General features: G+C 64.2%; 24 protein-coding genes and 2 pseudogenes. 17 read left to right on the top strand and 9 right to left on the bottom strand.

Features of this window, described 5'->3' with window-relative positions; translation table 11 throughout:
- Nucleotides 1-186 (bottom strand): annotated as a pseudogene (locus ACLFKU_RS29290) (transposase); the annotation flags it as partial.
- Between the two features lie 366 nt (nt 187-552).
- Here ACLFKU_RS29290 and ACLFKU_RS29285 point away from each other — a divergent pair.
- The 3 genes and pseudogenes from ACLFKU_RS29285 to ACLFKU_RS29275 all read left to right on the top strand — a co-directional run bounded on the left by ACLFKU_RS29285 (nt 553) and on the right by ACLFKU_RS29275 (nt 1,658).
- Entirely contained in the window at nt 553-837 is a 285-nt protein-coding gene (locus tag ACLFKU_RS29285; RefSeq protein ID WP_410851393.1) for an AAA domain-containing protein, read from the top strand.
- A pseudogene (locus ACLFKU_RS29280) lies at nt 788-1,129 on the top strand (amino acid ABC transporter substrate-binding protein); the annotation flags it as partial. The gene ACLFKU_RS29285 and the pseudogene ACLFKU_RS29280, both read left to right, overlap by 50 nt.
- Nucleotides 1,130-1,349: 220 nt before the next feature.
- Complete coding sequence (locus ACLFKU_RS29275) at nt 1,350-1,658, top strand: hypothetical protein (RefSeq protein ID WP_410851392.1); 309 nt, start codon at nt 1,350-1,352, stop codon at nt 1,656-1,658.
- 66 nt (nt 1,659-1,724) lie between these two features.
- Here the strand turns inward: ACLFKU_RS29275 and ACLFKU_RS29270 are convergent, their stop codons facing one another.
- The 3 genes from ACLFKU_RS29270 to ACLFKU_RS29260 form a co-directional block, all read right to left on the bottom strand.
- The gene (locus tag ACLFKU_RS29270) at nt 1,725-3,524 is read right to left on the bottom strand and encodes a chloride channel protein (protein ID WP_410851391.1); all 1,800 of its coding nucleotides are present in this window, start codon (nt 3,522-3,524) and stop codon (nt 1,725-1,727) included.
- 2 nt (nt 3,525-3,526) lie between these two features.
- Nucleotides 3,527-3,943 (bottom strand): MarR family winged helix-turn-helix transcriptional regulator, encoded by a 417-nt coding sequence (locus ACLFKU_RS29265; protein ID WP_176106657.1) that lies wholly within the window; start codon nt 3,941-3,943, stop codon nt 3,527-3,529.
- A gap of 118 nt (nt 3,944-4,061) precedes the next feature.
- Nucleotides 4,062-5,228, bottom strand: a complete 1,167-nt coding sequence (locus tag ACLFKU_RS29260) for an HPP family protein (RefSeq protein ID WP_410851390.1) — start codon at nt 5,226-5,228, stop codon at nt 4,062-4,064.
- Nucleotides 5,229-5,527: 299 nt separating this feature from the next.
- Between ACLFKU_RS29260 and ACLFKU_RS29255 the strand changes: the two genes are divergently transcribed.
- From ACLFKU_RS29255 to ACLFKU_RS29235, 5 genes are all read left to right on the top strand, one after another.
- Nucleotides 5,528-5,845 (top strand): DUF1840 domain-containing protein, encoded by a 318-nt coding sequence (locus ACLFKU_RS29255; protein ID WP_368582237.1) that lies wholly within the window; start codon nt 5,528-5,530, stop codon nt 5,843-5,845.
- Between the two features lie 482 nt (nt 5,846-6,327).
- A complete protein-coding gene (locus ACLFKU_RS29250) occupies nt 6,328-8,127 on the top strand; it encodes a chloride channel protein (RefSeq protein ID WP_410851389.1) in 1,800 nt (599 codons plus the stop codon).
- Nucleotides 8,128-8,165: 38 nt separating this feature from the next.
- Entirely contained in the window at nt 8,166-8,663 is a 498-nt protein-coding gene (locus tag ACLFKU_RS29245) for a universal stress protein (protein ID WP_410851388.1), read from the top strand.
- 62 nt (nt 8,664-8,725) lie between these two features.
- Nucleotides 8,726-8,863 (top strand): hypothetical protein, encoded by a 138-nt coding sequence (locus tag ACLFKU_RS29240; RefSeq protein ID WP_013092287.1) that lies wholly within the window; start codon nt 8,726-8,728, stop codon nt 8,861-8,863.
- A 387-nt stretch (nt 8,864-9,250) separates the two neighbouring features.
- The gene (locus ACLFKU_RS29235; protein WP_368582240.1) at nt 9,251-9,682 is read left to right on the top strand and encodes a response regulator; all 432 of its coding nucleotides are present in this window, start codon (nt 9,251-9,253) and stop codon (nt 9,680-9,682) included.
- A gap of 98 nt (nt 9,683-9,780) precedes the next feature.
- On the opposite strand, the gene ACLFKU_RS29230 is transcribed toward ACLFKU_RS29235, so the two are convergent.
- Nucleotides 9,781-10,572, bottom strand: coding sequence for a DUF4410 domain-containing protein (locus tag ACLFKU_RS29230; RefSeq protein ID WP_410851387.1), 792 nt, complete (start codon nt 10,570-10,572; stop codon nt 9,781-9,783).
- A gap of 829 nt (nt 10,573-11,401) precedes the next feature.
- On the opposite strand from ACLFKU_RS29230, the gene phaP reads away from it, so the two are divergent.
- From phaP to ACLFKU_RS29215, 3 genes are all read left to right on the top strand, one after another.
- Nucleotides 11,402-11,827: a TIGR01841 family phasin gene (gene phaP / locus ACLFKU_RS29225; protein WP_410851386.1), complete on the top strand. Its 426-nt coding sequence runs from the start codon at nt 11,402-11,404 to the stop codon at nt 11,825-11,827.
- Nucleotides 11,828-12,244: 417 nt separating this feature from the next.
- Nucleotides 12,245-12,703, top strand: a complete 459-nt coding sequence (locus ACLFKU_RS29220; RefSeq protein WP_410851385.1) for a DUF2844 domain-containing protein — start codon at nt 12,245-12,247, stop codon at nt 12,701-12,703.
- An 11-nt stretch (nt 12,704-12,714) separates the two neighbouring features.
- Nucleotides 12,715-14,007 (top strand): DUF3443 domain-containing protein, encoded by a 1,293-nt coding sequence (locus ACLFKU_RS29215; protein ID WP_410851384.1) that lies wholly within the window; start codon nt 12,715-12,717, stop codon nt 14,005-14,007.
- A 54-nt stretch (nt 14,008-14,061) separates the two neighbouring features.
- Here the strand turns inward: ACLFKU_RS29215 and ACLFKU_RS29210 are convergent, their stop codons facing one another.
- Complete coding sequence (locus tag ACLFKU_RS29210; RefSeq protein ID WP_410851383.1) at nt 14,062-15,162, bottom strand: putative zinc-binding metallopeptidase; 1,101 nt, start codon at nt 15,160-15,162, stop codon at nt 14,062-14,064.
- A gap of 285 nt (nt 15,163-15,447) precedes the next feature.
- Between ACLFKU_RS29210 and ACLFKU_RS29205 the strand changes: the two genes are divergently transcribed.
- From ACLFKU_RS29205 to ACLFKU_RS29190, 4 genes are all read left to right on the top strand, one after another.
- Entirely contained in the window at nt 15,448-18,933 is a 3,486-nt protein-coding gene (locus ACLFKU_RS29205) for a DUF2126 domain-containing protein (RefSeq protein WP_410851382.1), read from the top strand.
- Nucleotides 18,934-19,001: 68 nt separating this feature from the next.
- Entirely contained in the window at nt 19,002-21,593 is a 2,592-nt protein-coding gene (locus tag ACLFKU_RS29200) for a circularly permuted type 2 ATP-grasp protein (protein ID WP_368582247.1), read from the top strand.
- Nucleotides 21,590-22,480 carry a transglutaminase N-terminal domain-containing protein gene (locus tag ACLFKU_RS29195; RefSeq protein WP_368582248.1) on the top strand — a complete coding sequence of 297 codons (891 nt, stop codon included), beginning with the start codon at nt 21,590-21,592 and terminating at the stop codon, nt 22,478-22,480. The genes ACLFKU_RS29200 and ACLFKU_RS29195 overlap by 4 nt, the downstream gene beginning before the upstream one ends.
- 76 nt (nt 22,481-22,556) lie before the next feature.
- The gene (locus tag ACLFKU_RS29190) at nt 22,557-22,784 is read left to right on the top strand and encodes a hypothetical protein (protein ID WP_410851381.1); all 228 of its coding nucleotides are present in this window, start codon (nt 22,557-22,559) and stop codon (nt 22,782-22,784) included.
- Nucleotides 22,785-22,810: 26 nt separating this feature from the next.
- Here the strand turns inward: ACLFKU_RS29190 and ACLFKU_RS29185 are convergent, their stop codons facing one another.
- Together ACLFKU_RS29185 and gcvA are read right to left on the bottom strand one after the other, a co-directional pair.
- A complete protein-coding gene (locus ACLFKU_RS29185) occupies nt 22,811-23,377 on the bottom strand; it encodes a methyltransferase family protein (RefSeq protein WP_410851380.1) in 567 nt (188 codons plus the stop codon).
- Nucleotides 23,378-23,411: 34 nt separating this feature from the next.
- Nucleotides 23,412-24,320, bottom strand: a complete 909-nt coding sequence (gcvA, locus tag ACLFKU_RS29180) for a transcriptional regulator GcvA (RefSeq protein ID WP_368582251.1) — start codon at nt 24,318-24,320, stop codon at nt 23,412-23,414.
- Nucleotides 24,321-24,433: 113 nt separating this feature from the next.
- Between gcvA and ACLFKU_RS29175 the strand changes: the two genes are divergently transcribed.
- Complete coding sequence (locus ACLFKU_RS29175) at nt 24,434-25,387, top strand: DMT family transporter (protein WP_410851379.1); 954 nt, start codon at nt 24,434-24,436, stop codon at nt 25,385-25,387.
- A 14-nt stretch (nt 25,388-25,401) separates the two neighbouring features.
- On the opposite strand, the gene ACLFKU_RS29170 is transcribed toward ACLFKU_RS29175, so the two are convergent.
- Entirely contained in the window at nt 25,402-26,085 is a 684-nt protein-coding gene (locus tag ACLFKU_RS29170) for a winged helix-turn-helix domain-containing protein (RefSeq protein WP_410851378.1), read from the bottom strand.
- Between the two features lie 171 nt (nt 26,086-26,256).
- Here ACLFKU_RS29170 and ACLFKU_RS29165 point away from each other — a divergent pair, with 171 nt between their 5' ends.
- The gene (locus ACLFKU_RS29165; RefSeq protein ID WP_368582254.1) at nt 26,257-26,952 is read left to right on the top strand and encodes a phosphatase PAP2 family protein; all 696 of its coding nucleotides are present in this window, start codon (nt 26,257-26,259) and stop codon (nt 26,950-26,952) included.
- Nucleotides 26,953-26,973: the final 21 nt, after the last annotated feature.

The raw sequence follows: 26,973 nt of genomic DNA, 5'->3' as shown, positions 1-26,973 counted from the left end.
CAGGTATGTGTCGCCGCGTCGGCTGATGCCGTGCAGGCGAGGCTTGCCGCCAGACGAATACTGTCGAGGCACGAGGCCGAGCCAGGCGGACAGATGCCGGCCGTTGCGAAACTGCCTGGCATCGCCGACCGCGGCGACAACGGCCGTGGCGGTAATCGGGCCAATACCAGGGATCTCGGCGATCTTCCTGCAGAGCGCGGATTTCTTCATGAACGTCTGGATGGATGCCTCGATGAGATAAACACGTTCCTCTATGGCGCGCATGTGCTGCAGAAGCGATCAGTGCGCTTTGTAGGAGTTCGTTGTGGATCGGGGCCGATTGTATGAGCAAAGACGTCTTCGCGATAGCGAGGTCTGCTATCGGAGAAGCGGTGAGATGCTCCGCAATCGTTTGCGTTTGCATTCGCTCAACAACCGGAGGTATTTACTAGCATCAGGACACTACATGTCCGAAATAGTCGTCTACGAGTCCACGAGAAGGCTGGCCATCATCGACGAAAAGGCGTTTGGCGCCGAGTTACTGATCCCGCGGCGGTGGCGCGCAGAGTCGTTATGGTGGGCGATCACAACCGATGCGCTGGACGAGTCGATCGGTTATCGCCGGCCGATGAACGAGGGAACGAGGTCGAAAATCTCCTCAAACGCAATGTCTTCCAGGATCTCTTCGAACAATTGCCGAAGAGTCACAAGGGCATGCTGACCACACAGCATCGCATGGACGAGCATATTGGCCAGCTGGTAAGCGAGCTATTCTATGAAGGTCGTCTGCAGTCAAGCCGCCAGGACGGAGCGCCTCACGCTCGAAAGCGGCCGTGCCGTCGCGTACATGATGGATGACGTGTTGCTGGCCGGCACGCGCACGCTGACCGCCAAGCCGTCGGACTGGATCATCACCGGCACGCCGCAATCGTCGGAAGCGTATGGCTTCATGTTGCGCCGCGACGATCCCAAGTTCAGAAAGCTCGTCGACGACACGCTCGAACAGGTGATGAAAGGACCCGAAATCCACACGATGTACGACCGTTGGTTCGTCAAGCCGGCGCCGCCGAAGAACATCAGCTTCGACTTTCCGATGAGCGATTCGCTGAAGCAACTGTGCGCGCAGCCGAACGACAAGGCGCTCGAATAACGGCTTTTGCCGCGACTGCATGCAGGAATCGGTTTCTGCGTGGCAGTGTTTGGCTCTTTCCTCTATACCTGGCTATAGGCGGCGCGGTTCTGTTCAGCGTCGCCTATAGCGGCAACGGAGGTGAAAAGTGAAGAAGCCGATGGAAACTTCACGGCGCGGACGGGTTTTCCTCTGTGGAATCCTTCTTGCCGCGCTAGCGTTAGCAAGCGGCGTATTCATCGTGTCCGCCAACGCTGACGCGCCCATGCGCGCGATCACGATCGTATCGGGCACCTATGGCGAGAATTGCGGCGCGCCGCGCGGCAACCTGACTCGCGAACTCGAGCGTCATTGCAACGGACGGGAAACTTGCGACTACCCGCTGCCCGGCCTGCACAAAGGCGGCACGACGCTGGCATGCCCACGCGACTTCCGCGCCGAATGGCATTGCGACCACGCGGACTTCCACACCGCGGCGCTGGGTCCCGGCGCGAAATCGGGCGACACGCTCGTGCTGGGTTGCGTCGAGTCGCGCGGCGCGGGCAAATAGCTGCATGTGCGAATAAAAAGGCCGAGGCCCTCACGGGACTCGGCCTTCGACTATTGCCGCGGTCTTTCAGCTGGCTTTACGAACCGGCGCAAAGCGCCGCTTGCCGAGCGACGGCCCGATCCGACGGAACCGCTCGCGTTTGTGTTCCTCTTCGAAGTGAGCGAGCGACGGCTTGACCAGATCGCTGCGCGACACGATTCCGATCAGACGCATGCTGTTGCCATCGGCGACCACCGGCAGGCGTTCGAGGCCCAGCACGGCGAGCCGCGTCGCCACGAGCCGGCAGGTTTCGGATGACAACGCAAAGGCGGTGTTGTGCTGCGCGAACACGTCGGCGAGCGTCATCGCGCGCTTGCGCTCCGGGTCCTCGGCGCAGAAGCGTTCGAGCGACAGGCGGTCGGCCACGCCGATCACGGCGCCGTCGCGCACCACCGGATACGCGCGGCGCAGCTGGTTCGCGCCGAATAGCGTTTGCAGCGTTGCGCCGACCGTCGTGGCTGCATCGACCGATTCGACCGAGGCGGTCATCACTTCGTCGACATAGTGGCGCTCGAGCGGATCGACGCCGTACTCGCGATAGATGTGATATCCGCGTCGCGCGATTTTCTCGGTCATGATCGAGCGCCGCATCACCACCGTGGAGAAGCCGTGCGCGATCAGCGTTGCCGTCAGCAGAGGCAGCAGCGCGTTGGCGTCGTGCGTGAGGCCGAACGCGAACACGATGGCCGTCAGCGGCGCGCCGAGCGTGGCGCCAAGCGTCGCGGCCATGCAGACGAGCGGCCACAGCGCCGGCTCGCTGCCCGGCAGCCAGTGCGCGAGTACCGTGCCGAGTCCGGCGCCGAGCATCAGCAGCGGCGCGAGCACGCCGCCGGACGTGCCCGAGCCGAGCGCGATGACCCACATCACCGCCTTCACGGTCAGCAGCAAAAGCGCGACCTGCACCGCGATGTGCTGATGCAGCAAATCGCCGATCACGTCGTAACCGACGCCGAGCGCGCGCGGTTCGAGCCAGCCGCCAATGCCGACGACGATGCCGCCGAGCGCGGGCCACCACATCCAGTGGATCGGCAGCTTGCCGAACAGGTCTTCCACTTTGTAGAGCGCGGCGGACAGGCCGGACGCCAGCGCGCCCGACAACACGCCCGCGACCGCGCACGACAGCAGCGACCAGCCATCGGGCGCGGCGGTCTGCAGCGGAAACAGCGGACCTGTACCGAAGAAAATCGCGCGCGCGAAGCCGGCGACCGCGCAGGCCACCGCGACCGGCAGGAAGCTGCGAGGGCGCCACTCGAACAGCAGCAGCTCGACCGCGAGCAGCACGGCCGCGAGCGGCGTGCCGAACACTGCGGTCATGCCGGCCGCGGCGCCGGCCACCAGCAGCGTCTTACGTTCCGCCGACGTGACCTTCACGCATTGCGCGATCAGCGAGCCGAGCGCGCCCCCGGTCATGATGATCGGGCCTTCCGCGCCGAACGGCCCGCCGCTGCCGATCACGATGCCCGACGACAACGGCTTGAGCACGGCCACTTTCGGCGACATCTTGCTCTTGCCGAACAGGATCGCTTCGATCGCCTCGGGAATGCCATGGCCGCGAATTTTTTCGGAGCCGAAGCGCGCCATCAGTCCGACGATCAAGCCGCCGATCACCGGCACGCCGATCACCCAGATGCCGAGCGTATTGGTGGCGGGCGAGCGGTCGACGAACGACAGCGTGCCGAAGAAAAACAGGTTGGTGAACAGGCGAATCAGGTTCAGCAGAACGAAAGCGGCAAACGTACTGACGAGGCCGATGCACGCGGCGAGCGCGAAAATGCCGGGCAGCCGTGCATTTGCCGCGAAGTCGCGTTTGTGGGAATCCATGCTCATGGTTAGTCGAGGTCGATCTGAGGAATCTGAAAGGAGCCTTCGAGCGATCTCAATTCGGCGCGATGCAGTTCCGCGAGCCGCTCGAGTACCCGTTCTCCCGCTTTTTCGATGTGTACTTCAACCTGGCGACGATCGGTTTCGCTGACCTGGCGGCGCACGAGACTCAGTGCCTCGCAGCGCGATACCAGTGCGACGACGCCGTGATGTTGCGCCTGCAGACGCTCCGCGAGTTCGCCGACGGTCGCCCAGTCGCGCTCGGGATAGCCCTTGATATGCAGCAACAACAGGTATTGCAACGGCGTGATGCCCTCGTTCTGCGCGGCCTGCTCCGAGAAGCGCTCGAAGCGCCGCATCTGGTAGCGAAACTCCGACAACTGCTCGAAATCGCTCTTGACGAGCTTGCGAGTCCGTACTTTCATGAGATATCCACCGTTGAGAAGAAAAGCCGAAAATATATCACGGCATGATGTATTTGAGTGGATTGCGGCCGTGGCAACGGCATCGCACGGCAGGTCTCCTTGCTCTTTTAACTGAAAATCAGGCCGCCTCGCGGGCTTGGGTGGCGGTCTGCCGATACAGGCCGGAGATCAGGTCCACCTGCGTGATCATGCCGACCACGCGCCCCGCGCGATCGAGCACCGGTACGTGGTGGTGTCCGTAGTTCGCGAACATCGGCACGAGTTCCGTGATCGGATCGGAGGCGGCGACGGCGCACACGTCGGTGGTCATCAAGCTGCCGACGTTCGACGTGCGAAGCGCATCGCCGCGCAGCCAGCCGTCGAAGTAGTTCAGGATCGGACCGAGCGCGCCGAACTTTTTCCTGTCGACGAAATCGGCGCGCGTGACGATGCCGAGCAGCTTTTGCTTCACATCGACGACCGGCAGCGCCTTCACGTTGTGGCGCCTGAACAGCTCCCATGCGGCGGCGGCGCGCGTGCCCGGCGACACCGACACGACATGGCGCGACATCACGTCTTCGCAGCGCAGTTCGTCGAAGCTGCGTGAGAAAGCCTGCAGCTGCGTTTCGCGCAGCAGCGAATAGAGGTCGTCGGTGCCGATGTCGAGCATTTCGTCACGGCGTCGCAGCACGGCCTTGACGTCGTCGCGGGTGAAGCCGACACGCGCGGCTTCGTCGGCGGCCTGGTTCGGCGTCGCGCGGTCCTGGCGTCCCGCATGCGGATAGCGATGGCCGGTTGCCGCGTGATAGACGAGCGCCGCGAACAGCAGCGCGGCCGACTGGATCGCGATCGGTTCGAGCACGAAGCGGTAGCCGAGCGCATGAATGACCGGGCCGCCCAGCACCGCGGTCAACGCGACCGCGCCCGACGGCGGGTGCACGCAGCGCAGCGCGAACATGCCGGAGATCGACAGCGCCACCGCGAGGGCGGCCGCGAGTGTCGGATCGCCGATCAGCATCGCGCAGGTCACGCCGACCGTCGCGGACACGAGGTTGCCGCCGATGATCGACCACGGCTGCGCGAGCGGGCTCGCGGGCACCGCGAACAGCAGCACTGCGGAGGCGCCCATCGGCGCGACCAGCAGCGGAATGTTGGCGGTGGGGCCGAGCAGCAGATACATCAGACCGCCGGTGAACGCGATGCCGAGCAGTGCGCCGAGGCACGAACGCGCACGCTCGTGCCACTTCACGGTGACCGGTGCGGGGAGAAAGCTGGCAAGCCAGCCGAGAGCAGGAGAGCGGGACAAGATAGGAGCGGAAAGTAGTCGATGATGCCGGGCCCGACATTACCGGGGAAACCCTGGCAACGCGAATACAGTCTGGTCATGATTATATTTCAATATGATATAAAAAGTTCTCCAGCCCCCGCGCGACACGCGAAATCTGTCGGATATCGCAGACAGTCGAGCGCGGGCCGACGTCCTTCAGCCTGGCCTCAAATCGCCAAGCCGCACGTTCTTGTTTATCACGTTGTGATATAAAATGATGGTGACCGATTGGCAGCACTCGTTCGCCGGTTGCCTGATAGACCGATAAGGGAGCCATCATGATGATCACATTTCAATCGACGGCATCGCCGGACGTCGTCATGCTGAGGGATCTCGCGCAATATCTGCTAGGCCTGATCGGCAAGCGGCTCGGCGAGCGGGGCGTCATCAGCCACGACGAGCTGGTCCGCGCGATCGATCGTCTCGAAGCCGCCATCACCGAAGATGCGGCCGCGGAAACGACGCTCGAAGCATTGCACTGTTCAACGAGTAATCAGCGCGAGTCGCGCAACCGGCTGTCGCAGCGCGCATGGCCGTTTCTGGACATGATGCGTGCGGCGCGCGACTCGGACGCGGACATCATCTGGGGGCTGTAGTTCGTCGAGGGAATCGCGATGAAACGATTGACGTCGCGTCGACGCTTGGCAATCCTCGTTATTTCGGTTTGCGCCGTCCCGCTTGCCCATGCGTTCTCGCCTGCGCAGGAAACCAGACGATACCAGCAGCCGATGCGCGACCCATGTGCCGCGTCGCGCGACACCGGGGTGCGAAGCAAAGTGATCGGCGTGTATGGCGGCACCGTTGTCGACCAGTTGTCCAGTGGAGCGGTGGTGCTCGTGAAATGGCCGAACGGTTCGCCGCACGAGGCATGGACCCCTCGGTCGCACAGCCATGGTTTGCCAGTCGATCCCGCGGCAAACGCTGCTCATGTTTTCTTTCTGTGGCCGGAGTCATAGCCCGCGGCGTTCCTGATCGCCGCGCCGAACAAGCGCATGCGTTCAGGTACGGCTAATGCGCGCGCGATGCTGTGACGACGGCACACCCATTCCATATCTCGATCCGACCATGAGGAGCGGCAGTGCAGACCCACGCGTCAAGAGGCGACTTCGCCACCGATACCCGGCTTCTGCGAATCACGGTGATTGCCGCCGTGGTCGGTTTGCTGAGCACCTTAGCCGCGGACTTCCTGCTGCACCTGATCCGCTTTTTCACCAACCTGTTCTTCTTTCAGACGCTGTCGATCGCGGACCGCTCGCCGCGCAGTCATACGCTAGGGCTATGGGTGATCGTCGTGCCGGTGGTCGGCGGTCTGATCGTCGGGCTCATGGCGCGCTTCGGATCGGAGCAGATTCGCGGGCACGGTATTCCCGAAGCGATCGAAGCGATCCTGTTCGGCAAGAGCAAAATGTCGCCGAAGGTCGCCGTGCTGAAGCCATTGGCGTCGGCGATCGCGATCGGCAGCGGCGGACCGTTCGGCGCCGAAGGGCCGATCATCATGACGGGCGGCGCGCTCGGGTCGTTGATCGCGCAGTTCTTCCATCTGTCGAGCAGCGAGCGCAAAACGCTGCTGGTCGCGGGTGCGGTCGCCGGCATGACCGCGGTGTTCGGCACACCGGTCGCCGCCGTGTTGCTCGCGGTCGAGTTGCTGCTCTTCGAATTGCGGCCGCGTAGTCTGCTGCCGGTTGCGGTGTCGTGCGCGGTGGCGGGTTTTTCGCGGCCGCTATTTCTGGCCAGCGGTCCGCTGTTTCCGCTGCAGACCTTGCCGCTCGGCGCGCTCGGGCTTGCGTCGTGCGCGCTCGCGGGGCTGATCGGCGGCGCGCTGTCGTGGGGATTGTCGACGCTGCTCTACAAGGTCGAGGACGCGTTCGCGCGGCTGCCGTTTCACTGGATGTGGTGGCCCGCGCTCGGCGGCATCGCGGTCGGCATCGGCGGCTATTTTCAGCCGCGCACGCTGGGTGTCGGTTACGACGTGATCGGCGATCTATTGATGCATCACCTCACCGTGAAGGTCGTGCTGGCGATCGTGCTGGTCAAGGCGGTGATCTGGGTGATCGCGCTGGCCTCGGGCACGTCCGGCGGCGTGCTCGCGCCATTGCTGATGATGGGCGCGGGCGTCGGCGCGGTGCTCGGTCCGGCGATGCCGGGCGGCGACCCCGCGGTCTGGCCGCTGGTGTTCATGGCGGCGGCGCTCGGCGGCATGATGCGCGCACCGATCATGGCCGTCGTGTTCGCGTTCGAACTGACGCACGACGCGAATGCATTGCTGCCGCTGTTGACCGCCGCCGCGGTGTCGTACGGCTTCACGGTGCTGTTCATGCGCCGCTCGATTCTGACGGAGAAGATCGCGCGACGCGGATACCACATCTATCGCGAGTACGGCATCGATCCGCTCGAACGTCATCACGTGGATGAAGTGATGACGCGCACGGTAAAGACGATCGATTCGAGCCTCAGCGTCGCCGACGCGCTCGCACAGTACTTCGGCTCGACGCAGATTCATCGCGCGTACCCGGTGGTGCAGGCGGGGCGGCTCGTCGGCATGGCGGATCGGGGGATGCTGAGCGCGGCGCTCGACGAGGGTCGCGCGACGGCGACGGTCGGAGAGTTGTGCGCGAGCGATGCGAACTTCGCGAGCGAGCGGCTCGACATCGCGTTGCCGGAAGAGACCTGCCGGCACGTCGCCGCGCGTCTGGCCGCGCGTTCTCTCGATCGCGTGCCGGTCGTCGCCGATACATCCACTTATCGGCTGATCGGGATCGTGTCACGCCACGATCTCGTCAAACCCTCGCTGTCGATCTTCAACGAGGAACGCGAGCGCGAACGGTTCCGGCGCATTTCGCTATTCCAGGGCAGGGATTCGGTGGCCACTGACATATAATTAATTGACGACTTGCCGCGCGGCGCAAGGAGGTTCTCATGTCGAGCTTCAAGCGCATTCTTCTCTGTTACGACGGAACACGCGAAGGACAACACGCGTTGAAGGACGGTGCCGCTCTCGCGCAAGATCTGAACGCGGAAGTGCACCTGCTTTCCGTGCTCAACAATACGGCGTGGATGCAGGGCGCGGACATCACGTCCGCAGTGCCGGTCGATTTCATCAACGAATCCGCCAAAGCGCTGCTCAACGAGGGCTTGCAGAAACTCGCCGCCCGCGGAATTCGCGCGACCGGTCATCTCGCGATCGGTGAACCACTCGATGAGATTCCGTTTTTCGCTAACGACCTGAAGGCCGATCTGGTCGTCGTCGGTCATCGTCGCAGTCACGGACTCGCGCGATGGTGGGGCGGCCGGCACGACGGGCTGCTGCTCGACCGCGTGACGTGCAGCGTGCTGGTGACGATGGGCGCGGTAGCCGATGCGCCGGCCGCAGTCGCAGGCACGGGCGAGACCGAGCGGTCCGCCGAACATTCATGAGCGTTGTGTTGTTTGTGTTGAGTTGAGAGTTGTGTTGTGTTGCGTTGGCACGGAGGCACACCATGAAAGTCGTCGACGAACAGTTCAATCATCCCCAGCCCGTCAAGCACAGCGATAACGAAAAGAGCAAGCTGCCGCAGCGCGCCGCTGATGCGCAGCGGCCGAAAAAGAAACCCGAAGGCGAACCGCCGGTCGAGTGACGCGGGGCGGCGCCACGCCGTTCAATTCGCGCGTAAATGCTAAAACGCTGCCAGGCCCGAAAACCTGGCAGCGTTTTTGTCATGCCTGCGAGTCTCCTGGCACCTGCGACCGACTGTGCGTCTGACGATCGGAAGTCGGTGCTGATCGACCACAGGAACGTACGCGGCGCACCTTGGGTCCGGTCCGCGCAAGGAACGAAAGGTCCGGCCGGATTATCGTTCAAATGCGAATCGTTCCTATTGAAGAACTGCAACGATTTACAGAACAGATGGCAAAAGTGGGTGTTTCCGATGGCGTCATGACTCCGTGATGCGCGGTTTGACGGCTCCGCGAGGACGGTACAGCGTTTGCTACCCGCCCAAAGGTTTAATCGCAGGCCGCCATACATGTCACGAAATTCGACTACCTGCCAGAGATGGAGCGCCCGAGAGGTCCAGTTATTGCACGACGTGCCGCGCGTGCTCGTCGTCGACGACAACGAGAGCGCCGCCGAAGCACTTGCCACCTGGCTGTCCTACGAGGGCGTCGAGGCGCGCGCCGCGACCGGCTGCACGGCGGCGCTGCGCTGCGTGCGCAACTGGGTTCCCGACGTCGTCGTACTCGACATCATGATGCCGGAGCGCGACGGCTATGAAACGGCGAGCGCGCTGCGCCGCTATCTGCCGACGCACAGCCTCGGCATCGTCGCGTTCACGTCGCTGGACGAAGATCACGTGAGGGAAACCGGCCGCGAGCGCCACAATTTCGACGGCTATTGCCAGAAGGGCACCGCGCCCGCCACGCTGCTCGCATTGTTGCGACGGCTGTGGCGCGGTTAACGACGGCGCTCGCGTCGACAAAAAAACGCGGCGGCGCGGACATCTCTCCGCGCCGCCGCGCTTTTCAGCCGGGCGCGCAGCCCGCCGCGCTCAACCGCTCAGCTTTTCCGCGCGGTCTGCATCCAGCCGGCTTCGACGCCGAACTGCGCGATCTGTTTCGCGACCGCATCGGCGAGTCGCTTGGCATCGTCCGACACGCCCGCGCGCTTCGTTTCAGTCACGCCGTGCAGGCCCGCACCGGCCGCTGCCGCGGTCGCGACGGTGCCGGCCGCCGCGCCGACCCCGGCGGTTTCGACCATGCCCGGCATCTTGCCGCTGTCCGCGTTGGCCGTGAAGCTCTGCACGACGCGCGGCGCGCCCACCGCGGGTTGGTAGACGATCTGCACCGCGCTGCTCACCTCGCTCTTGCCGGCGCCGAGGCCGATCAGCGTACGGCGGCGGCGATTGCCGGCGTCGATCGTCTCGAATCTGCCTTGCACGAGCAGCACGTTCTGGCCGGCGGGCACCGGCGCGTCGGTGCGCACCGCGTGCAGACCCATCGCCTGCAGCTGATGGACGATCTCGTCGGCGACCTGCTCGCGCACCTGGGCGGCATCGGCAACCTGCTTCTGCGCGTCCGTCGAACCCGACATCTGCGTCTTCAGTTTCTGCAGCAGGCCGCTGTGATCGAGCTTGACCTGCTGCGGATCGGCATCGAACGTGTACACGTAGATCGTGCCCGGATGCATCGTCGACTGCGTGCCTGCGTCGGCCGTCGCGGACGTGCTCGTCGCGCTCAGACTCGCGACGCTGGCGCCGGCGCAGCCGCTCAGCAGCGCGCTGCCGCACACGAGTGCCATGCAGGTGAAACGGGCGGCGTTCTTTTTGATGAAGTTCACTGAAGTCAACATGATGATCCTGTCGTCGGCACGCGGTGCCAGTTGGTTCGAGTCCAGCGCCGATGATCGGGCAACCGTGGGATCGTCGATCATCGGCGAAGGGATTCGCACGTGAAGCCTTTCGATCTCATGCGTCTGTGATTCGTCACGCACCGGCAGCGAACGAAGTATGGGCGCGCGGGCCGCCTAACTCCATTCAACAATTATTTCGAGCGATGTCACGGCGACATGAAGGCGCGAAGCGCGGGCAGCCGCAGCGAAGCGCGACACGAAACGGCGGGGAGGGGATGGCGAAGAGAGAAGGCGCGGAGATCCAGCCGCCGATCAGTTCAAAGCGAGCTTGACGATGCAGCACAGCACGAACACGAGCAAGGCGGCGGCAATGGCCATGTCCATTGGATAGCGCATTCCTTCACCCTGTCCTGATGTTGCGGAGCTCCTATCGTAATCACCTGACCGAAGATGGAAAGCGCCAGTGAAGCGCCAATGTGGGACAGGCAACGAAGTCGCGCAAAGCCGCACGGAGCGGGGCAGCTGCGGGAGCGCTTCCACCCATCGGCGAGAGGCGGCAACGCACCGACCGCTCGATTGCGCTCGCATGCGCGAAGCGCGCGCCGCGAACTTCGACGCGATGCACGTCAGCGTCCACGAATGCGCGTCAGGGTGAGCGCCGCTGGCGCAACGCAGCCGGATAGCGCATGATTGCTGCGATGTGCCGTGCGACCCCCAAAAGCGTCTCGCTGTGGCGGCAGGCGCGGCACACGCAGCCGCCGGCATCGGCGTCGCGCCTGGTGCGGGCGGCGCAGAGGCGATGAGTCTTCAACCGCAAGGAGGATTTCGCATGGACCGACCCGATGCAGCCAATCCGTTTGGCGATCTGGCCAAAATGCTGGAACAGTTCAAGCTCCCCGGCTTCGACGTACCCGCCATCATGGAAGCACGCCGCAAGGACATGGAAGCGCTGGTTCAGGCGAATCAGACAGCATTCCAGGGGATGCAGTCGCTCGCGCAGAAACAGGCCGAGATGCTGCGCAGCACGCTGGGCGAACTGCAGTCGCTGACTGCGCAACTCACCGCGGCCGGCGCCGCGCCGTCGAGCAAAACCGCGGAGCTGATCCAGCAGAGCCTGCACAAATCGCTCGCCGATATGCAGCAACTCGCGCAAGCCGCGTATCAGACGCAGGCGGAGTCGTATGCGGTGATCGCGAAACGCGTGGAGGAGAATGTGCAGGAACTGAAGTCGCTTCTTCAGCAGCAAAAGAAGTAGCGCACGCCGCGAGTTCCGAATGATCTATGTCGCGGGGGCCGTCAAGCCCTCCGCGATTTTTTTGCCCCGTTATTCGGCAGACGCTTACATCGATAAAAAAGCGCTGCCCTCATTCACAGCATTTACACGCGACGGCCGAAATTTCCACAGCCTGCTGCTTCTAAATATCAGAAGAAAACCAAAGCATTGTCGCCAAAAGACTTTGTCCGCACGGATCGAAGGTAGTCGAACGATCCCGGAACCTCCAAAAGTTCAAATCGCATAGCAAACGATTGCCGCGTGCGATTCCTCTGACTTAAAGTTTCGCCCCGCCTTTCCGTAGACGCATTCACGCAGCCCGACCGGCGTGAAGGCAACCCGGCCTGGCCGATCAGGTGTGCGCCCCTGGTTTCGCGTTTTCACCTCGAAGGAAATCTCTTGAATCCGAAGCTTCTTACCCGCATTGCCTGCGCGGTGCTCGGGGCATGCTGCGCGTTGCCGTTCGCCGCGCACGCGACGCTCGGCCAGAACGCCAGCACCGTCGACGGCGATCAGACGCGCCTGCGCGCAGTCGCTCATGCGGCCAGCGCGCAGGGCGCCTATTCGGTGCACGCGCTGACGCTGCCGTCCGGCACCCAGGTGCGCGAATTCGTGGCGGCCAACGGCATCGTGTTCGGCGTCGCATGGGATGGCCCGACGCTGCCCGATCTGAAGGCGATGCTCGGTGCATCGTTCGACGCCTACGTCGCCGCCAGCGCGACGCGTCGCGGCGTGCCGCTCGCGGTGTCGAACAGCGATCTCGTGGTGTTCTCGAGCGGCCATCTGCGCGCCTTCACCGGCTACGCGTATCTGCCGCAGGCGGTGCCCGCCGGCGTCGACGTCAGCGTCATTCAATAACGGAGCGAATCATGCGATCCAGGTCTTCGTGGATGACTCGGCTGGGCGCGACGCCCGTCATGGTTCTGGCGCTGCTGTTGAGCGCGTGCGGCGGCGGGGGCGGTGGCGGCGGCAGCGCGAGCACCACGGCCAATTCGAGCACGTCCGGCGGCTCGCCCGGTTCATCGGGCTCGACCGTGACCAATACGTCGCCGTCGCCGCAGGTGCTGGCCGCCAACGCGGTGCGCGTGACGGTCGACTCGGGCATCAGCAACGTGCCGAACATGCCGTTCGTCAGCATCACGATCTGCGCGCCCGGCACGAGCAACTGCCAGACGATCGATCACGTGCTCGTCGATACCGGCTCATGGGGCGTGCGCGTGTTCGCGTCGCAACTGCCCGCGTCGATGAGCCTGCCGCAGCAGAAGGACGGCGCGGGCAATCTCGTCGCCGAATGCATGCAGTTCTTCGACGGCTATACGTGGGGCGCAGTGAAGCTCGCCGATGTGCAGATCGCCGGCGAGAAAGCCGCGTCGCTGCCGATCCAGGTGATCGATCCGGGCTACGCATCGCTGCCGGGCGATTGCGCGGCCGTCGGCGCGCCGCGCAATACGCCGGCCACCTTGCAGGCCAACGGCATTCTCGGCATCGGCGTGTTCAAGAACGACTGTGGCGCGAAATGCGCGCAGCAGGCGATTCCCGCTACCTACTACGGTTGCAGCGGCGCGAGCTGCACGTCGATTCCGCTCGCGGAGACGTATCAGGTCGCCAATCCGGTGCCGTACTTCGCGACCGACAACAACGGCTCGATGCTCAGTCTGCCGACCGTGTCGGGCGGCGCGCGATCGGTGTCGGGGCAGCTCGTGTTCGGCATCGGCACGCAGAGCAACAATGCGCTCGGCGCGGCGCAGGTGATCGGCGTGAGTCCGTCGAACGGCACGTTCACGACGGTGCAGAACGGCACCACGTATACGCGCAGCATTATGGACAGCGGCTCGACGGGACTCTTCTTCCAGACCACCTTGATGCCGGCCTGCGCGAGTCCGAACAGCGCGTATTACTGCCCGAGCTCGACGCAGCAGTTGAGCGCGATGATCGAAGGCGTGAACGGCACGACGAGCGCGGTGACGTTCAGCATCGGCAATGCGACGTCGATCGCGCAGACGTATAGCGGCGACTCGGCATTGCCGCTGCTCGCGGGACCGGCGTTCGTCACGTCGACGGTGTTCGATTGGGGGCTGCCGTTCTTCTATGGCCGCAACGTCTATGCGGCGATCGAGCAGCAGTCGACGCCGGGTGGGAAGGGGCCTTATGTGGCGTACTGAAGCGCTGATCGTGTGATGAAAGCCCGCTGCCGGGTGATCCGGCAGTGGGCGCTTTCATGCGCTCATGTGCTCGCGGTCGCCTCGCTGGTCGCGCTTGCCGCCCGCCGCCGTGATCACGCGATGCACGAAGCGCAGCTTGTCGACCACCGGGGCCGCGAGCGTGAACGGATAGCCGTCGGGCATGCCGAGACTGCGGTTCAGGCTATTCAGTGCATACGTGAGTGGAAACCAGCGCTTCATCAGATTGCCGAAGCTCGCATCCTCGACCGGAGTGCGGTCGGTCAGAGTCGGCTCGCTCGGATCGTCGGGCAGCAGCGCGAGTCCGTACGACGTCGAGGTATCGAGCACATCGACGATCAGAAGGTAGTGCGCCCACGTCTCCGCCCAGTCTTCCCACGGATGCATCGTTGCGTACGCGCTGATGTACGACGCCTGCCAGTCGGCCGGCGCGCCGTCGCGATAGTAGGCGCTCAGCGCTTCGCCGTAGTCGGCCTGCTCGTCGCCGAACAGCTTGCGAAACGGTTCGAGCCAGCGCGGCTCGTTTTCGATCAGCTGGCTGAAGAAGTAGTGGCCGGTCTCGTGGCGGAAGTGGCCGAGCAGCGTGCGGTACGGCTCGCCCATCGCGGTGCGCACTTTCTCGCGATGTGCGTCATCGGCCTCGGCGATGTTCAGCGTGATCAGCCCGTTGTCGTGACCGGTCATCACCGGCTCGCCATCGCCGCCGTCGGCGAGAAATTCGAAGGCGAGACCGCGCTCGGGGTCCGCGTCGCGCGATTGCACATCGAGGCCAAGCTCGCCTAGCGTGTACAGCAGACGCCGTTTCGCGACTTCGAGCCGATACCAGTAGAGCCGGTTTTCCGGTTCGCTCAGGTTCGGAATCGTGCGAGTCAACTGACAGGCGCGGCACAGCGTGTCGGGCGAATCGGCGGGGATCATCCAGTTGCAGACGTTTTCGACCGCGTAGTTGTGGCATTGCCGGAACAGCGCGCCGTTGGCCTCCGGATGCAGGCTGCGCCAGCGGCCGTCGCCGGCGTCTTCGAACGCGCTGATTTCGCGCAGTTCGGGCAGATAGCCGAGCAGCGACTCGCAGCGCTCGCAGTGGACATTCTCATAGAACAGCAGTTGCGCGCAGCGATTGCAGTGGAAGGTTTTCATTGGGCCGGCCTGGTGATCAGTGCGATGTCGGTTGCGGTGACGAACGATCGCAATCTTCATGCCGCGATTGCCAGATGTCACCGCTTTAACGCACAGTACGGTCATGATCGTGCATCGGTGCTGCGCCGCTTTGGTGCACGGTCCGACGCAGCCCAACGGCAAGACGACAGATACGGAAAACGCACACGCAATTCAGGCAACACAAAGCGATTCACGGGGGTTTGTCCAGCAACGGCATAAAGCTTGCTTTTTTGGCGGGCTGCACCTTTCGTCGAGGAGTCCGGAGTGTCCATACGCGTCGCGTTGCATCACGTTACTCATTACCGCTACGACAGACTGGTTACGCTGTCGCCCCACGTCGTGAGGCTGCGGCCCGCGCCGCATTGCCGTACGCCGATCCTGTCGTACTCGATGCGCGTCGAACCCGCGAGGCACTTCATCAACTGGCAGCAGGACGCGTTCGCCAACTATCAGGCGCGGCTCGTGTTTCCCGAGCAGACGCGCGAGTTCAAGGTGAGCGTCGATCTGGTCGCCGAGATGGCCGTCTACAACCCGTTCGACTTCTTCCTCGAACCATCGGCCGAGCAGTTTCCGTTCGACTACGCGTCGGAACTCGCAGCCGAACTCGCGCCCTACTGCGTGAAGCGGCCGATGACCCCGCGCTTCGCCGAGTTCGTCGCGAGCATCGACCGCACGCCGGCCGGCACCGCGAACTTCCTGGTGGCGCTGAACCAGCGGCTGCAACGCGAGATCCGCTATCTGATCCGGATGGAGCCGGGCGTGCAGTCGCCCGAGGAAACCCTAGTCAACGCATCGGGCTCGTGCCGCGATACGGGCTGGCTGCTCGTCGAGACGCTGCGGCAACTTGGCTTCGCGGCGCGTTTCGTGTCCGGCTATCTGCTGCAGCTCGCGCCCGACGTCAAATCGATCGACGGCCCGAGCGGCACCGCGGTCGACTTCACCGACCTGCACGCGTGGTGCGAGGTCTATCTGCCGGGCGCGGGCTGGATCGGGCTCGATCCGACCTCGGGGCTGCTCGCGGGCGAAGGCCATATTCCGGTTGCCTGCACGCCGGAGCCGGGCAGCGCGGCGCCGATCTCGGGCGCGGTCGACGAATGCGAGGTCGAGTTCGGACACTCGATGTCGATCGAACGCGTGCTGGAGTCGCCGCGCGTCACGAAGCCGTACAGCGAAGCCGCTTGGCACGACGTGCTGAAGATGGGCGCGCGGGTCGACTATGAACTCGCCGACATGGATGTGCGACTGACGATGGGCGGCGAGCCGACCTTCGTGTCGGTGCGTGATCGCGACGCGGCCGAATGGAACACCGACGCGCTTGGACCCACCAAGCGCGGCTACGCGGTCGCGCTGATGGACCGGCTGCGCGAACGCTACGGCGCGAACGGCTTCCTGCATATCGGCCAGGGCAAGTGGTATCCGGGCGAGCAACTGCCGCGCTGGGCGATGTCGCTGTACTGGCGCGCCGACGGCGAGCCATGCTGGCACAACCCGGCCCTGTTCGCCGATGAACGCGAGCCGGGCCGCTACACGGCCGGCGACGCGCAACGCTTCATCGCGCATCTGGCGGCGAAGCTGTCGCTCGACGCGGACTGCATCCAGCCCGGCTACGAGGACACCTGGTACTACCTGTGGCGCGAGCGTCGCCTGCCGGTCAACGTCGATCCGTTCGACGCGCGCCTCGACGACGAGCTCGAACGCGTGCGGCTGCGGCGCGTGTTCGACGCCGGGCTCGCGAGTCCGGCCGGCTACGTGCTGCCGATCGGCCGCGAGCGCGGCGCGCCGGGCATCGCGCCGCAGTGGATCACGGGACGCTGGTTCTTCCGCGACGAACGCATGTATCTGATCCCCGGCGATTCACCGATGGGCTACCGGCTGCCGCTCGATTCGCTGCCTTGGGTGTCGAAGACCGACTATCCGTATCAGCACGCGCACGATCCGTTCGCGCCGCCGCAGCCGTTGCGCACGGCTGCGCAGTTGCGCGTGCAGTACGAAGGCGGGCGCGAGAGCCGGCAGATCGCCGAGGAACAGGCCAGCGCGCGGCAGGCGGCCGCGCTGTCGCTGTCGGCGGCCGATCTGCTGAGCGGCATGCCGCAAGGCGGCGTGCTCGCGTATGCGCCGCCGCGTCATGGCGAATCGCCACCGGCGCGTGGCGAATCGTCGAAGGACACGTTGCGCACCGCGGTGTGCGTCGAGGCGCGCGACCCGAAGCGGGCGGCCGGTCCGAAAGCCGAAGCCGATGCGTTCGGCAGCGGCCGCACGCTGCTGCACGTCTTCATGCCGCCGCTAACCGAGCTCGACGACTATCTCGACCTGCTTGCCGCGGTCGAAGCGACGGCCGCGGAGCTGAAGATGCAGATCGTGCTCGAAGGCTATCCGCCGCCGCGCGATCCGCGTCTGAAAGTGCTGCAGGTGACGCCCGACCCCGGCGTGATCGAAGTCAACATTCATCCTGCCGCGAACTGGGACGAGCTCGTCGATCACACCGAGTACCTGTATCAGTCGGCCGCGCACAGCTATCTGAGCAGCGAGAAGTTCATGCTCGACGGGCGCCACACCGGCACCGGCGGCGGCAATCACTTCGTGCTTGGCGGCGCGACGCCGGCCGACAGTCCGTTCCTGCGCCGGCCCGATCTACTCGCCAGCCTGATCGCGTACTGGCACAACCATCCGTCGCTGTCGTATCTGTTTTCGGGGTTGTTCATCGGACCGACGAGCCAGGCACCGCGCGTCGACGAAGCGCGCAACGACCAGCTCTACGAACTCGAAATCGCGTTCGCCGAGTTGCAACGGCAGGTCGATCTGCTCGGCGGCCGCGACAGCAGCCACCTGCCGCCGTGGATGATCGATCGCGCGCTGCGCAACATCCTGATCGACGTGACCGGCAACACACACCGCGCCGAGTTCTGCATCGACAAGCTGTATTCGCCCGACGGACCCGCCGGGCGCCTCGGTCTGCTGGAGCTGCGCGGCTTCGAAATGCCGCCGCACGCGCGCATGAGTCTGGTGCAGCAATTGCTGCTGCGCGCCCTCGTCGCGCGATTCTGGCGCATCCCGTACACGCAGCGGCTCACCCGCTGGGGTACCGAGCTGCACGACCGCTTCCTGCTCGGCACCTTCGTGAAGATGGATTTCGACGACGTGCTCGCCGAACTCGGCGAAGCGGGCTTCGCGTTCGATAGCGCATGGTTCGCGCCGCATTTCGAATTCCGCTTTCCGCTCGTCGGCGAGATGACGCTGAGCGGCATCGATCTGACGATCCGCAACGCGCTCGAACCGTGGCACGTAATGGGCGAGGAGGGCTCCGCCGGCGGCACGGTGCGCTATGTTGATTCGTCGGTCGAGCGGCTCGAAGTGCGCGCGCTCGGGTTGAACGGCAATCGTCACGTGCTCAGCGTCAACGGCGTGCCGGTGCCGCTGCAACCGACCGGCCGTGTCAGCGAGTACGTGGCCGGCGTGCGTTTTCGCGCGTGGTCGCAAGCGTCGGCGCTGCATCCGACGATCGGCGTACACGCGCCGCTCACGTTCGACCTCGTCGACACCTGGAGCGGCCGCTCGCTCGGCGGATGTCAGTATCATGTCGCTCATCCGGGCGGACGCAACTATCAGACCTTCCCGGTCAACGCCTACGAGGCGGAAAGCCGGCGACGCGCGCGTTTCTTCGCGTCGGGTCATACGCCGGGGCCGCTCGCCGTGGGCCGACCGCAACGCAGCCTCGAGTTTCCGTTCACGCTCGATCTGCGCCACAGTTGAACAACACGCATCGCTGACACCACACGACCTTGGCCTTTCAATCGACCTTGCCCTTCGAAGCGTCCGCGATGCCGGCGGACGCTTCGTCCCTGTTGCGGTTGCTGCCGGGTCATGACGGACATTGGGACGAGCTGCGCGACGCGTCGGGCGCGCTGCGCGAGCCGTGGCGGCAGTTTTTCGCGCTGCTCGACGAGGACGGCGTAGCGCGGCTCGCGGACCATCATGCGTCGATCGCTCGGCAGATCCGCGACAACGACATCAGCTACAACGTCTACGCGGACAACGGCAAGTCGCGACCCTGGGCGCTCGACCTGCTGCCGTTCCTGATCAGCGAGGCCGAGTGGGCGCAGCTCGAGCGCGGCGTCGCGCAGCGCGCGCATCTACTCAACGCGATCGTCGCCGATATCTACGGGCCGCAGACGCTGCTCGAACATGGGCAACTGCCGCCCGCGCTGGTGTTCGGGCATCCGGGCTATCTGCGGTCGGTGAAGGGCTTCACGCCGGCCGGTGGCCAGTATCTGCAGGTCGTCGCGCTCGATCTCGCGCGCACGCCGGGCGGCGAGTGGAGTGTGATCGCGCATCGCACCGAGGCGCCGTCCGGTCTCGGCTACGCGCTCGAAAACCGCCTGATCGTCTCGACGCTGCTCGCCGAGCCGTTCCGCTCGCTGCGTGTGAGCCGGCTCGCGCCGCTCTATTCGCAACTGATCGCGACGCTCGTGCAGGCCGCGCAAGCGACGATGCGCGACGAGGAAAGCGCCGACGCTTCACCGCATATCGCGCTGCTCACGCCGGGGCCGTACAGCGAGACCTATTTCGAGCATGTGTTTCTGGCGCGCTATCTCGGCGTCACGCTGGTCGAAGGCAAGGATCTCACCGTGCGCGGCGACCGGCTCTATCTGAAGACGCTGGCAGGCCTCGAACGCGTGCACGTCGTGCTGCGTCGTCTCGACGACGCATTCTGCGACCCGGTCGAGCTGCGCGCCGACTCGACGATCGGCGTGCCGGGGCTGTTGCAGGTGATGCGCGCGGGCAACGTGATCGTGTCGAACGTGCCGGGCTCGGGGTTCACCGAGTCGCCGGCGCTGCACGGTTTCATGCCCGGTATCGCCGAAGCGTTGCTCGGCGAAGAACTGCTGCTGCCCGGCGTGCCGACCTGGTGGTGCGGCGAACAGGCGGCGCGCGAGCATGCGTTTGCCCACCTCGACGACGCGTTCGTCGTGCCGACCTGGCCGCTGGCGGGACGCGATGCGCCGCCCGGCATCGAGGGGGGCGGACAGCCGCTCGCGGCATGGCGCGAGCGCATCGACGCGTGGCCCGACGCGTTCACGATCCAGCAGGAGCAGCGCTTTTCCTGCACGCCGCGCTACGAGGAGGGCACGATCGGCGGGCGGCCGTCGGTGCTGCGCGTGTATGCGATCGCCGACGTCAACGGCGGCTGGCACGTGATGCCGGGCGGCTTCACGCGCATGGCCGCCGAGCGTCAGACCACGGTATCCATGCAGCATGGCGGCAGCAGCGTCGATACATGGGTGCTGTCGAGCCAGCCCAGCTCTACGTTCACGCTGCTGCCTTCGCCGATGCAGCCCGCCGACCTCACGCGCAAGCATCGCACGGTATCGAGCCGCGCCGCGGAGAACCTGTTCTGGGCGGGCCGCTATGGGGAGCGTGCGGAAAACAACGTGCGGCTGCTGCGGCTGATTCTCGGCTCGCTCGAAGGCAACGACGCCGACGCGATGTTCGCGACGCTGGTCGAACTCGCGACATGGTGCGGCCTCGTGCAGCCTGGCGACCTGGCGTCGCCGCACGGGCCGGCCTCGCCGCAGACCTTCGAGCGCGCGCTCGTCGCGAATCTCGGCGAGAGCGCGGGCAGTGTCAGCATCAGCCAGAACCTCAACTGCCAGGCGCGCGCGAACGGCGAGGTGCGCGGGCGGTTGTCGAATGATCATTGGCGCATGATCCTCGCGGCGCGCAACGACTTTCAGGACGCGTTGCAGGTGTTGCTGCCTGCCGTGGGCGCGGGCAACGGCGGCGCGGGTGCCGCGAGCAGCGGCAGTGCGTTCGATCGCTACGATCGCGTGACGCTCGCGAACGCGCTCGAACATCTGTCGGTGCAGCTATCGGCGATCAGCGGCGCGCAGGGCGACCGCATGACGCGCGATGAAGCATGGCGGCTGCTGTTCGTCGGGCGTCATATCGAACGCGTCGCGACGATGGCCGCGTTCATGCGCGGCGTCGCCGCGAACGGCCAGCTCGCGACGCCGGCCGGCTTCGATCTGCTGCTGCAAATGTTCGACAGCACGCTCACGTATCGCTCGCTGTACCCGGGGCGTTTCGAAGTGCCCGCGCTGCTCGATCTGCTGGTGATCGAACCGCACAATCCGCGCGGCATTTATGGCGTGTACGAACGGCTGCGCAACAAGCTCGGCGAGATCGCCGTCGCGGCGGCCAGCGTTCGGCATCGGCCGTTCGCGGAGCTGCTGCCGCCGGTGGAGATGCTGCCGTCGCTCGGATCGCTGTGCGAGGTCGACGAACATGGCTCGTATGGCAAGCTGATTGCGCTGTGCGATCAGATCGGCGGCTTCGCCAATGCGGCCGCGCATGAGATCAGCGCGCGCTATTTCAGTCACGCGACCACGGTCGCCTCGCAGGTGTGGGTATGAAGCACGCATCGACGGTGCTGTCCGTTTCTCATCGCACTACCTACCATTACTCGACGTATGTCGAAACCGCGCAGCATCTGGCGACGATCCGGCCGCTCGCGTGTCCGTGGCAGCACGTGATCTCGCGCAGCGAGCGAATCGAGCCGGAGCCGTCGTATCGGCATAACCGCATCGATGCGTTCGGCAACGACGTGCTGTACTTCGCGCTCGATACACCGCACGAGCGTCTGCAGCTCGTCAGCGAGACCACGGTCGCGCTGACGCCGCGCTGGACCAACCTCGACGCCGCGGCGACCCCGCCCTGGGAGACGGTGGCCGAGGCGCTGCGGTTTCGCGTGGGCGGCGCGTTCCGTCCCGAGGCGGAGTATTGCTTCGCGTCGCCGAATATTGCACTGCGGCCGTCGCTGCGCGCGTATGCGTTGCCGAGCTTCACGCCGGGCCGGCCGCTCGTCGCCGGCGCGATCGATCTGATGCATCGCATTCACGAGGACTTCGCGTACAAGCCGTCGGCGACGCTGTTCGATACGCCGGCCGAACGCGCATTCGAGCTGAAGAGCGGGGTGTGCCAGGATTTCGCGCAGGTGATGATCGGCTGCCTGCGCTCGCTCGGTTTGCCCGCGCGCTACGTCAGCGGCTATCTGCGCAACGATCCGCCGCCCGGCCATCCGCGTCTGATTGGCGCGGATGCTTCGCACGCGTGGGTGTCGGTGCATTGTCCGGCCAGCGGCTGGATCGATCTCGATCCGACCAATGACGTGCTCGCCGATCTCGATCATGTGACGCTCGCGATCGGGCGCGATTACAGCGATGTGTCGTTGCTGCGCGGGACGATTCTCGGCGGCGGCGCGCATCGGATGGAAGTGGGTGTGACGGTGCTGGCGTTGTGAAGCGGGCGCGGCTCGTCGCAGGTACTCGACTCAGTTCGGCCATAATGGAGGAAACGTCGCCGGAGTTCACCCGCTCATGAAGTCTCTTTGCTTCGCAGCATTTCTCGTTTTCGCTGCCGGCTGCACGTCGACCTCGCCGCCCGCGAGTCCTCAGGCGGCGCCCGATACGAACGCCTACCTACTGCACGCTCCCGACGCCGCTGCGAGACCACCGCGACTCACCGTCGGCACCAGCTATTCCGACACGCAACTGATACTGCCGTGGTTCCTCAACGACATTATTAACTTCGTGAACTATCGCTAGTCTGGAAACTTTTTTCCAGAAAGCGTTCACAGCCAGCGACGCACAGACGCCTTGTAGGCCAGGTATTCCGACGGAAAGCGGCTTTCCAGATAGCGCTCTTCCCGCGGGATGACCACGAGTGACATCAGCGCCACCGCCGGCACGAGGGTGAGCAGTAGCCAAAGACTGTTGACCGAGAACGCAATGCCTAACTGGAGCAGCGAAAAAGCCAGGTAGATGGGATTGCGGCTGTATCGAAAGGGCCCCTTGCTGACGATAGCGGTGGTGGGCCGATTTCCCGGCACGGGGGTGTCAGCGGCCCGAAGCGTGCGCACGACCCAGAGAAACAGCACGACGGCGACAAGCACCGCGCTGCCCCCGAGTGGCCCGCTCACTGTATGAGGCACAAGCTGCACTGGCCATGCGAAATGCAGCAACACGCCAAGGGCGATTGCACTCAGGTAGACAAAAGGCGGCCGTATGATCCCCGGGTTTGCGACTGGCGGCACCATCGCTGGCTCCGCCGTTTCGTTGCGGTCCTCGCTTGCCACATCCGCCTCCAACTCTCGCTGCAGCTCGACCCCTCGATTACGACGCACCGGGATTGGCGCCATAGCCCACGCTGCCGCTCCTGGCCGAAGCCAGCATTCATCTCGTGTCTGCCAGAAATCGCCGCACTTCGGCTGCTAACCAGTCGCGTAGCGCGCAGACCTTGGGATGATCGCGATTGCCGACGCGATAGACCAGATCATAGCCGCGCTCGACTTTCAGGCGAATGTCGGGAAACGGCGCGACGAGGCGTCCAGCCACGATGTCATCGCCTACCAGGGCGCTGCGTCCGAGAGCTACGCCTTCGCCACGAATGGCTGCCTCGATGGCCATGCTTCCGTGACTGTATGCGGGACCTCGACCTCTGCGGTTCCTGTCCACGTCTGCGTAGGCGAACCACTGTTCCCAATTGGCCAACATCCGGTCTTCATGCAGCAGCGTGCAACGTGTGAGATCAGCCGGAGTCGTCAGCCCGCCGACTTCTTCGCGGTAGCTGGGGCTACAAACCGGCGTCACAGTTTCTTCGAGAATCCGTTCGGACTGCACGCGAGGATAGCGACCCCCGCCGTAACGCACGGCTGCGTCGACCTGCCCATCGTCCAGATCGACATTGCGATCGATCACGTCGAGATGCACATCGAGTTCCGGATGAATCGCCTTGAAACGATGAAGGCGCGGCGCCAGCCACTTGGTCGCGAACGAAACGCTGGTACTGATCGTCATGCTTGCGAGGCTGTCGTGTCCGCGCAGGCTCTCGGCTTCCCTCGTCAGCTCGCCCAGTAGTCGAGCTACAGCAAAGTGAAACTCGGTTCCCGCATCGGTCAGGATGATCCGGCGCGTGAGGCGGCGGAACAGCGGAACACCGAGATGATTCTCGAGCGTCTTGATGTGCCGGCTCACTGCGCCGTGGGTCACGTGCAGTTCCTCGGCGGCCAGCGTCATGCTCAGTAGTCGCGCAGTCGCTTCGAACGCGCGCAGGGTTTGCAGCGGTGGAAGCCGATCGAACATGATGGGCCGTTATGTGTGAGTTTTGCTCACGCATTATATGACGACAAATCGTTTGTCAACGATCCGCGCGGCCGCGAATATCTCCATTCAATGTCTTTTTCGCACCAACGCCCATGTCGAGCCCAAGTCTGAGTGATGCCCGTTCCGGGGTGGTCGTCAATGACCACGCAGCCAAGACGATCACGATGCGGAGTTTCGGCGCATTGCTGGTCCTCGCGGTGATGTGGGGACTTTCCATACCGGTGACCAAACTGGGACTCGAGTCGCTACCGCCGCTGACGCTCACCGCAATGCGCTTTGCCGTAGCCGTGCCGCTACTGCTCATCTTCGCGGTGGGCCGGCATCCGTTGCCGCGGCACGCATGGCCGCGCGTCGCCATGCTAGGCGTGCTGGGCATCGGCATCGGACAGGTCGCGCAGACCTTTGGCGTCTCGGGCACCTCGGCGTCTGTCGGCACCATCATTTCCGCGACCATTCCGGTTTTTATCGTGTTCTTTGCGGCGCTGCGCCTCAAACAGCATGTATCGGGTTGGCAAAAGCTGGGACTGCTCGCGGCATTCGCGGGCATCGCGTTGGTCGCGTTCGCCCGCGAGCACGGCGCAGCGACGCTGTCCGATACCACTGCGGGCGGCGCGATTTGCGTGCTGCTGTCGGCGCTCGCGATTGCGTTCTATTACGTCTGGAGCGTCGAACTCACGACCGCATATGGCACTGCGACGGTTGCAGCCTGGAGCACGCTGTTCGGTTTCGTTGCACTGCTGCCGTGGGCGGCGTGGGAGATGTGGCACGTTCCATTTCACGTTACCACGCAGGGTGTATCAGCCGCGGTATATCTCGGGGTGATCGTGACTGTTGCCGGCCTGTTTATGTGGCTCAACCTGCTGCGTATCGTTCCGGCGCGGGTTGCCGCGAGCGTTCAGTTCCTCCAGCCGATCTTCGGCATTGCCGCTGCATCATTCATGTTCGGCGACAGGGTCGGCCCATCGTTCTTGGTCGGCGTGGCTCTCGTGCTGGCCGGACTCGCGCTCACGATGGTTTCTCGCAACGAAGCGGGTAACCGCGCTTGAAACAGGAACGTCCGCTAGTCAGCGAAGCGGACTGTCGAGTCAGGTGTTCGCAGACAATAGCCTGCGCCGCGCACCGTCACGATCCGTCCTGCTCCGATTTTTCGTCGCAAGCCACACACCTGCACTTCGATGGCATTGCTGGCGATTTCCTCGCGTGGATCGCATATCCTCGCTTCAAGTTCCGAGCGAGTGAAAACGCGCGCCGGGTCTTCGATCAGCGCCTGTAGCAGAGCGAACCCGCGCGGCGCCAGCGTGAGCGGTTCTCCATGCAGGGTGACTCGATGAGAGGCTGCATCCAGCATGAGGCCATCGTACGCGAGAACGGGAACCGTCCGTACCACTCTGCGACGCGTCAACGCACGTACGCGCGCCGCAAGTTCATCGACGTCGAATGGTTTGACCAGGTAATCGTCCGCGCCTGCGTCGAGTGCGGCAATACAACTTTCCAGTTCCCTCTGTGCCGTCACGATGATGATCAGGGCATCGCCACCGCACTCTCGATAACGCTTCAGCGCGTCAATAAGGTTGATTCCCGACAGGTCAGGGTCGAGCATGATGAGGTCGTACAAGCTGCAGTCCGGCCAACTCATGGGCTCGCCAACGACACTCATCCAATTGATGGTATGGCCCGCACGTCGCAACGTATCGACGACCGGTCCAGCGATCAACTCATCCTTTCCCATCAACAGCAACTGCATGGCAACAGATCCCTTGAATGCGCGTCGGTTGTTCGTCTTGTCGGTTCGGCGCGATCGTAAGGTAACCATGCTGAAGAATTGCTTAAGAGATGCGGACTGGCTGTTCGCGAGTAACGCAAACGTTCGCTACCGCACCGATTGCTCGAAAGCTTTTGCGGACACTCCTGACGAATGGACCCTTTCGATACCGCAATCCAAACTTTCCTGACGCACATGGCGCTGAGTTGCGCCATGTTGAATCACGCCATAAGAATCATCGCGGACCTATACACATTCAAGGGTTTGGTGCTCATACCCGTATTGTGGTGGATATGGTTCAAACCCAGCCAGCGTGGCGATTGGGAGCGTGAAATGGTCGTCGCGACGATCGCGAGCGGCCTTCTTGCGCTCGCGATATTCAGGCTTATTGCTCATTATTTGCCATTCCGTATACGGCCTCTGTTTAATCCTGAGCTACACCTGAGTTTTCCGTCGGGTGGTCTGGAAGCGGCCGTGTTGCCAGCCTGGAGCTCCTTCCCAAGTGACCACGCGATGCTGTGGATTTCGGTCGCAACCGGGATCTTTCTGGTGTCGCGCCGCGCCGGTGTGCTCGCGCTTTTATACACCGCGATCTTCATATGTCTGCCTCGCGTTTATCTCGGATGGCACTATCCGACCGACATAATCGCGGGGGCGGCGATTGGCGCGACCATCACATGGATAATGACTCGGGACGCCGTTAGAACACGTATTTCAGTGCCGATTCTGGGGTGGATGCACAGATTTCCCGGGCCGTCTTATATGCTGTCGTTTGCTTTATGTTTCGAATTGGTAACACAGTTCAACGAGTTACTCGTTCTGGGGCGGTCGATATTACAAGGCTCATGAGTTGAAAGCGGTCGCGGCTAG

Source organism: Paraburkholderia sp. EG304 (assembly GCF_046543485.1).
GTDB lineage: Bacteria > Pseudomonadota > Gammaproteobacteria > Burkholderiales > Burkholderiaceae > Paraburkholderia > Paraburkholderia youngii.
The sequence above is the reverse complement of the archived record's forward strand: the minus strand, read 5'-3'. Positions and strand labels throughout refer to the sequence as shown.